Source organism: Micromonospora sp. ABR4_055 (assembly GCF_056160425.1).
In genome coordinates this window covers 33,677-40,799 of record NZ_JBSWXD010000046.1, presented here as the reverse complement: position 1 = coordinate 40,799, position 7,123 = coordinate 33,677, and the positions used below count along the sequence as shown (strand labels likewise).

Below are 7,123 nucleotides of genomic sequence, written 5' to 3'. Positions count from 1 at the left end.
CGGCGGGGGCGGCTGCGCGCTACGGCGTGGCCGGCGGCGACTGCCGCGCCTGCTCGGCGAGCTCGCGGGGCAGTCGCAGCGGCAACGGTTCGCGTACCGGCTTGGCCTCCTGGCCGCGGTCGACTACCAGACCGTGCAGCACCTCGGTCAGCGTCGCGGCGGCCGCCGGGTCCACGGCGGCCGGGCCCTGGAACAGCGCCCGCACCATCCAGCGTGGTCCGTCGATGCCGACGAACCGCAGGTCGGTGCCGCCGTCCGGAGTACGCACCTGGGCCAGCAGCTCAGGTCCGTACTCGCCGACGGCTTCCCGGACGGTCGCCCCGTCGCGGCGCAGCGACTCGGTGATCTCGACGCGCACCTCGTCCCAGATGCCCTCGGTACGCGGTGCGGCGAAGACCCCGAGCTGCAGCGCACTGCCCCGGTTGGCGAGCACCACCTGCTGGATCGCCCCGTCCGGGTTGGCCTGGACCCGGACCTCCACCCCTTCGATCGCGGGGATCTGCAGGCTGCCCAGGTCGAGCCGGCGGACGCCGGTCGGGGCCTCGGTCACGTCGTACGGGCCCTGCGTGGGGTTGCCTGGCGCCAGGTCGTCGGTCTCGGGACCGACGAGTCCGTCCTGGGCGTGCCGGCCGCGCCCGCGGCCGCGGGAGAAGACCACGATGCCAACCTTCCGTATGCGCTGTCGCTGGTCAGCGGGCTGCTGGTTCGGCCGGGGTCGGCTGGACCACGACGGACAGGCCGGCATGGCCGCCGGTCGAGCCGTGTCCGGCGGAACCTCGCGCCGAGTCGGGCAGCTCGTCGACGACAGAGAACTCTGCTGTTTCGACGCGTTGTATCACAAGTTGGGCTATCCGGTCACCTCGGCATATCCGGGCCGGCCGGGACGGATCGTGGTTGATCAGGTTCACCAGGATCTCACCGCGGTAGCCCGCGTCGACCGTACCGGGGGCGTTCAGCACGGTGACGCCCAGCCGCGCGGCGAGGCCGGAGCGGGGGTGGACCAGCCCGACGTACCCGGCCGGCAGTGCGACCGCCACCCCGGTACGCACCAGTGCCCGCGCGCCGGGAGCCAACTCGGCGTCCTCGGCGGCGAACAGGTCAGCCCCGGCGTCGTCGGGATGGGCGTAGCCCGGCACCGGCAGACCCGGATCGAGCCGACACACCGCCACCCGCACCGTGTCAGACATGAACCCCACCTCTCCGCCACCGCCGACCGGGACGACTCCCGCGCACCACAGGCCGCCGAACACACCCCGCTGCTGAACCCGTACCCTCGGACGACGTGGCATCCGCTTCCGTCGAACCCGACACACCGTACCGGGCCGTGGTGCACTACCGGGAGCGACTCCGCCTGCCGTGGTGGCTCTGGGTGGGCGGATCGGCGCTCGCCGCCTTCCTTGCCGCCGAGGTCTGGATGGGCACCTCCGGGGTCCGGGCCTGGCTGCCGTTCAGCGTGCTGCTGCCGTCGACCGCCGCCGGCCTGTGGTGGCTGGGTCGAATCCCGATCCGGGTCACCTCGGACGAGCTCCAGGTCGACGATGCCCGACTGCCCCTGCGGTACGTCGCCGAGGTCGTCGCCCTGGACGGCGACGGCCGCCGGGAACTGCTCGGAGTAGGCGCCGATCCGCTGGCGTTCGTCATCCAACGGCCGTGGATCGCCGGCGCCGTACAGGTCGTGCTGAACGATCCGGCGGACCCCACGCCGTACTGGGTGGTGAGCACCCGGGACCCGGTCCGGTTGGCCGGCGAGATCCGCGCCGCCCGGCAGGGCCAGGCAGCCGGCCCGACCGGTGACCGCCCGACGGCTGGCGGCGCCACCGGCGAGCCGCCGGCACGCTGAGGCCGGATCATTCGGGCTGTGGGCGCACACCGCCGATCGCCGGTGGGGCCGGCGGATGCATCAGACCGAGCGCCCGCCGCTGGCTACCCAGGTCGGCGCGGACGCGGTCGGCGAGTGCCCGGGTCGCCCGACGGTTGAGATAGCTGGCCACCGCCGCGCCGGTCAGGAACGGGCCGAGGGTGGTGAGGTTGCGGCCGAATCGGCGAAGCAGGAGCTCGCCCAGCTCGCGACGGGCGGCGGTGCCGAGCACCGCGCCCACTCCGACACCGGGCACCATCGGGTTGACGCCCCGCTGGTTGGCCCAGGCGTGGATCATGTTGACGGCACGCTCCGTGCCGGTACCGGGCACCGGTACGCCGTACACCTGGTGCAGCTCGCCGACCAGCTTGAGCTCCACGGCCACGACGGCGACCGTCTCGGCCGCCAGCAGTACCGGCGCGGACAGCAGGGTCGGGGTGACGGTCCACTGGACCGCCGAGACGCCGCCACCCGCCGCGCCGATCCCGGCGCTGACCCGGCTGGCGTTGCGGATCAGCCGCTCGGCCAGCTCCTCGTCGTCGAGGCCCGGATGGTGCTGGCGCAACGTGGCCAGATCGCGGACCGGGAGGTACGGGGCGACGTCGGCCACCGCCTGGACCAGCCACCGGCCCGCCGCCGCCGGCTTGAACAGCTCGGTCACGCCGCGCCGACGCAGTTGTTCGACGAGCCGCCCGAGCAGGCGTCGCCGGGCGACCGGCGGGGTCGCGTCCCCGGTCAGTTCGGCCACTGTGGCGGCGAACCGGTCGGTCCCGGCCCGGTCGCCGTCCTGCGCGGAGTTGTCAGGGTCGGTCATGTTGCCTCCAGGGCCGGCGGCAGAACACGGGCACGGCGACTGTGGCGCCCTTGTGTTGAGGTCCCCCCGTGTCCCCCTCTTCCCCCGGTGTGTCGTCAGGTGCACTCGCGACAGATCAGCTCGTTGTTGCGCTCGACGGCGAGTTGACTGCGGTGGTGGACCAGGAAGCAGCGCGCGCAGCGGAACTCGTCCGACTGCATCGGCAGCACCTTCACCGTCAGTTCCTCGTCCGCCAGGTCGGCACCGGGCAGCTCGAAGCTCTCGGCCACCTCGGCTTCGTCCACATCGACGGCGCCCGACTGTGAGTCGACGCGCCGTGCCTTGAGCTCCTCCAGGCTGTCCTCGCCGAGGTCGACCTCGTCGCGACGCGGAGCGTCGTAGTCGGTGGCCATCGGTTCACTCTCCCGTATCGTTCAGTCGCTTCCGGTGATAACGCCGGACGACGGTATTTCGGTTCCCGTGCGGGCCCTGATGAGACCGCATCCCGGCGAAACGTACCGTTTTGCGCCGTTTTGCGGTTGCCGCAGGAAACTCCCCCCGCGAGCGCGGTACCTTACCCCTCTCTGGCCGACGCATGTATACCGCCCTTGTGGGACTGATGTACGCCCAGACACCGGAAGTTGTTCCCAGTGTGACTCAGGCGACACGAAGATAGGGGTACCCGCCGGCCGATCGGCGCCGGCACGCCGGCCGGACGGCGAGCTGTTTACCGTGCCGTCCGGACAACCGCTAACCTCGGCGGGCATACTCGGTACTCACCGGTGCGGCGGGCCGACACCCGGCACCGCCACACCTCGCAGGGGGCCAGATCCATGAGCTTTGCGCGCGTGCGAGCGCTCGTTGTCATCGGCGGACTTGTCGTGTTCGCCCTGGTCTTCGTCATCGTCGCGATGGTCCGCGACAGCCAGGGGGGCGAGGCCACCGCGACCACCTGCCCGGACGGCTGGGCACTGGCCGACGTCCAACTGCGGGAGGCCAAGGACGTCCGGCTCAATGTCTACAATGCGACCGACACCAGCGGGCTCGCCACCAACATCGCCGACGATCTGAGCAACCGCAACTTCCAGATCGAGGAGGCGGCCAACGACCCGGAGGGTCGGCGGATCGACGACGTGGCCGTGCTGCGGTACGGCCCCGAGGCGGTCGGCTCGGCCCACCTGATGCGCGCGTACTTCCTCGACCAGGCCAGGACCGAGTACGACCCGGCCCGCGAGGACGACATCGTGGACGTGGTCATTGGCAACGCGTTCCGGCAACTGGCGACCACCACCGAGGTGAACCAGTCGCTGGCGGCGCTGGGCAAGCCGGTGCTGCCGCCACAGACCTGCGCCGCGCCCGAGGACTGACCGACCCTGCCCTCACGGCCCGCCGGCGGCGTCCAGCCGGTTCAGGTGCCCCTCCAGCGCCGGGAACAACGCCGGTGGAGCGGCCACCACCATCTGCGGTCCGGCCGGTGCCCCGGCCAGTCCGGCGACCAGCAGGCCCGCTTCCGCCGCCACCAGTCCCCCCGCCGCCTGGTCCCAGGGGTTGAGGCCCTTCTCGAAGTACGCGTCGACCTGGCCCTCGGCGGCCAGGCACAGGTCGATCGCCGCCGCGCCGAACCGGCGGATGTCCCGCACATGCGGCATCAGGCCGACGAGCACCTGCGCCTGGTGCACCCGGCGCGCCGAGTCGTAGCCGAACCCGGTGGCGACCAGGGCCTGGGCCAGCTCCGACTGATCGGAGCCGGCCAGCCGTCGCCCGTCGCGGTAGGCACCACCGCCCCGCACGGCGGTCCATTCGGCCCCGGTGGCCGCGTTGCGCACCACTCCCGCGACCACCTGGCCGTCGACCTCTGCGGCGAGCGACACGGCGTAGTTCGGCAGCCCGTACAGGTAGTTCACCGTGCCGTCGATCGGGTCGAGGATCCAGCGCACCCGGGCCGACCCGGACGGAGCGGAGTCGCCGTACTCCTCGCCCAGCACGGAGTCGGTCGGGCGCCGCTCGCGCAGGGCCGCGACGGCCTGACGTTCGACCGCCCGGTCCGCGGCGGTCACCACGTCGGTCGCGGTGCTCTTGGTGGCCAGCCCGGAGACCCCGGCCCGGCGCATCTCGGCCGCGGTGCGCGCCGCCGCCCGCGCGACGTCGACCGCGATCTCCAACAGGTGGTCCGGTTCGGGTGTCCGCTCCGCCATCGTCTCCCCTTCTTCGCCGTACGCCCGGTTCTCCGCCGCCTTCGCCAGGGTGGCCGGGGACCGGTGGCCACCTCGGCCGGGTGGTCAACGACAATCACCCGTACGGCAGGGGTAACATCCTGTCAAAGTCCACGTTCGTCCCATGTCGGTGGCCCCCGACCGGCGGCTGGCTCGCGCGTGGCGGGATGATCCCCACAAACGGCGTTACAATTCACGCCTGCCCTCGTGTCACGGTCAGCCGGTCCGGCCGGTGGAGCGGTCGCGGGGGGACACAATCACAACCGGCACGTCGCTCCGCGCTGCGGTGGCCGGTCCGGCCGTGCTCGTTCATCGCCTCCGGAAGGTCATTCGTGACAGAACTCCGCCACACCGGCGCCGACGTACGCTCGCTAACCGACACCCTGATCGCCCATGCCGAACAGGCCGGTGGTCAGCTAACGTCGGCCGAGGTCGCACGGACGGTTGAGTCCGCCGAAGTGACTCCGGCCCAAGCCAAGAAGATTCTCCGCGCGCTCGCCGACGCCGGCGTCACGGTCGTGGTGGACGGCTCGGCCAGCACTCGGCGCCGGGTCGCCGCGGCCCGGTCCGCCACCCCGGCGTCCAAGGCCACCACGGCCAAGACCACCCGTCGGGCCCCGACCGCCCCGAAACAGGCGCCGGGTCCCGACGAGCCGGCCCCGGCCGTGGCCGTGCCGGCGAAGAAGGCCACCACCCGCAAGGCCACCACGGCGGCGGTGCCGGCCGCAGCGCAGAACGGCACCCCGGCCGAGGAGCCGGCGGCCAAGCCCGCCGCGAAGCCCGCGCCGAAGGGCACCCGGACCCGGGCCGCCAAGGCAGCCGGTGGTGCCGCCCCGGCCAAGGCCGCCGGCGCCACGCCGGCCGGCAAGGCCCCGGCCAAGGCGGGCAAGGCCACCGCGAAGGACGGCAGCAACCCGGACACGCCGGACGAGGAGATCGATCCGGAGACACTGGCGGCAGAGATCGAGGACGTCGTGGTGGAGGAGCCGGCCGAGCTCGCCCAGGCGGCCGAGGCCGACGCTACCCGGGACAACGACTTCGAGTGGGATGACGAGGAGTCCGAGGCGCTCAAGCAGGCCCGCCGGGACGCCGAGCTGACCGCCTCGGCCGACTCGGTCCGGGCGTACCTGAAGCAGATCGGCAAGGTGCCGCTGCTCAACGCCGAGCAGGAAGTCGAGCTGGCCAAGCGGATCGAGGCCGGGCTGTACGCGGCGGAGCGGCTGCGGGCCGCCGACGAGAGCGACCAGAAGATGCCCACCCAGCTGACCCGGGACCTGGGCTGGATCTCCCGGGACGGGGAGCGGGCCAAGAACCACCTGCTGGAGGCAAACCTGCGGCTGGTCGTCTCGCTGGCCAAGCGGTACACCGGTCGGGGGATGGCCTTTCTCGACCTGATCCAGGAGGGCAACCTCGGCCTGATCCGCGCCGTCGAGAAGTTCGACTACACCAAGGGCTACAAGTTCTCCACCTACGCGACCTGGTGGATCCGCCAGGCCATCACCCGTGCCATGGCCGACCAGGCGCGCACCATCCGGATCCCGGTGCACATGGTCGAGGTGATCAACAAGCTGGGTCGTATCCAACGCGAGCTGCTGCAGGACCTGGGCCGTGAGCCCACGCCGGAGGAGCTGGCCAAGGAGATGGACATCACACCGGAAAAGGTGCTGGAGATCCAGCAGTACGCCCGGGAGCCCATCTCGCTGGACCAGACCATCGGCGACGAGGGCGACAGCCAGCTCGGTGACTTCATCGAGGACTCCGAAGCCGTGGTAGCGGTGGACGCGGTCTCCTTCTCGTTGCTGCAGGACCAGCTGCAGCAGGTGCTGCAGACCCTGTCGGAACGCGAGGCCGGGGTGGTCAGGTTGCGGTTCGGTCTCACCGACGGGCAGCCGCGGACGCTGGACGAGATCGGACAGGTCTACGGGGTCACCCGGGAGCGGATCCGCCAGATCGAGTCCAAGACGATGTCCAAGTTGCGACACCCGTCACGTTCGCAGGTACTCCGGGACTACTTGGACTGACCAGTTCAGGACAACCCAATGTGTAACTTTGGTCACTTGGCGTCTACCAAACCCAGGTCATCACGGCGTTACCCGGCGGTGATCGTTGACGTGGCACCCTTGGTTCACGGCACACTGTGCCTACCAGGTGTGAGCCCGGTCCCCCGGGGGCACATCGGGAAGGCGGGGACCCCCGCCGGTGTTGGACGATGGGTGACAGACCGAAGAGTGTGTTCATCGGTGACGACCAGAGGAGGAA

General features: G+C 71.5%; 8 protein-coding genes. 3 read left to right on the top strand and 5 right to left on the bottom strand.

Annotation, left to right across the window (positions count from 1 at the left end):
* Nucleotides 1–19: 19 nt before the first annotated feature.
* Together ACXAHD_RS13395 and dut are read right to left on the bottom strand one after the other, a co-directional pair.
* Nucleotides 20–658, bottom strand: coding sequence for a DUF3710 domain-containing protein (locus tag ACXAHD_RS13395; RefSeq protein ID WP_289212526.1), 639 nt, complete (start codon nt 656–658; stop codon nt 20–22).
* 31 nt (nt 659–689) lie between these two features.
* The gene (gene dut, locus ACXAHD_RS13390) at nt 690–1,187 is read right to left on the bottom strand and encodes a dUTP diphosphatase (protein ID WP_281554077.1); all 498 of its coding nucleotides are present in this window, start codon (nt 1,185–1,187) and stop codon (nt 690–692) included.
* Between the two features lie 95 nt (nt 1,188–1,282).
* Here dut and ACXAHD_RS13385 point away from each other — a divergent pair, with 95 nt between their 5' ends.
* The gene (locus tag ACXAHD_RS13385; RefSeq protein ID WP_475050854.1) at nt 1,283–1,840 is read left to right on the top strand and encodes a DUF3093 domain-containing protein; all 558 of its coding nucleotides are present in this window, start codon (nt 1,283–1,285) and stop codon (nt 1,838–1,840) included.
* Nucleotides 1,841–1,847: 7 nt separating this feature from the next.
* Here the strand turns inward: ACXAHD_RS13385 and ACXAHD_RS13380 are convergent, their stop codons facing one another.
* Together ACXAHD_RS13380 and ACXAHD_RS13375 are read right to left on the bottom strand one after the other, a co-directional pair.
* Nucleotides 1,848–2,672 (bottom strand): hypothetical protein, encoded by an 825-nt coding sequence (locus ACXAHD_RS13380; protein ID WP_475050852.1) that lies wholly within the window; start codon nt 2,670–2,672, stop codon nt 1,848–1,850.
* Nucleotides 2,673–2,767: 95 nt separating this feature from the next.
* Nucleotides 2,768–3,064 (bottom strand): DUF4193 domain-containing protein, encoded by a 297-nt coding sequence (locus ACXAHD_RS13375; RefSeq protein ID WP_123600728.1) that lies wholly within the window; start codon nt 3,062–3,064, stop codon nt 2,768–2,770.
* 435 nt (nt 3,065–3,499) lie between these two features.
* On the opposite strand from ACXAHD_RS13375, the gene ACXAHD_RS13370 reads away from it, so the two are divergent.
* Complete coding sequence (locus ACXAHD_RS13370; RefSeq protein ID WP_199757489.1) at nt 3,500–4,018, top strand: LytR C-terminal domain-containing protein; 519 nt, start codon at nt 3,500–3,502, stop codon at nt 4,016–4,018.
* 12 nt (nt 4,019–4,030) lie between these two features.
* Here the strand turns inward: ACXAHD_RS13370 and ACXAHD_RS13365 are convergent, their stop codons facing one another.
* On the bottom strand, nt 4,031–4,846 hold the full coding sequence (locus tag ACXAHD_RS13365; protein ID WP_289212522.1) for an inositol monophosphatase family protein: 816 nt from the start codon (nt 4,844–4,846) through the stop codon (nt 4,031–4,033).
* Nucleotides 4,847–5,196: 350 nt separating this feature from the next.
* Between ACXAHD_RS13365 and ACXAHD_RS13360 the strand changes: the two genes are divergently transcribed.
* The gene (locus ACXAHD_RS13360; protein WP_281554073.1) at nt 5,197–6,885 is read left to right on the top strand and encodes an RNA polymerase sigma factor; all 1,689 of its coding nucleotides are present in this window, start codon (nt 5,197–5,199) and stop codon (nt 6,883–6,885) included.
* Nucleotides 6,886–7,123 lie beyond the last annotated feature (238 nt).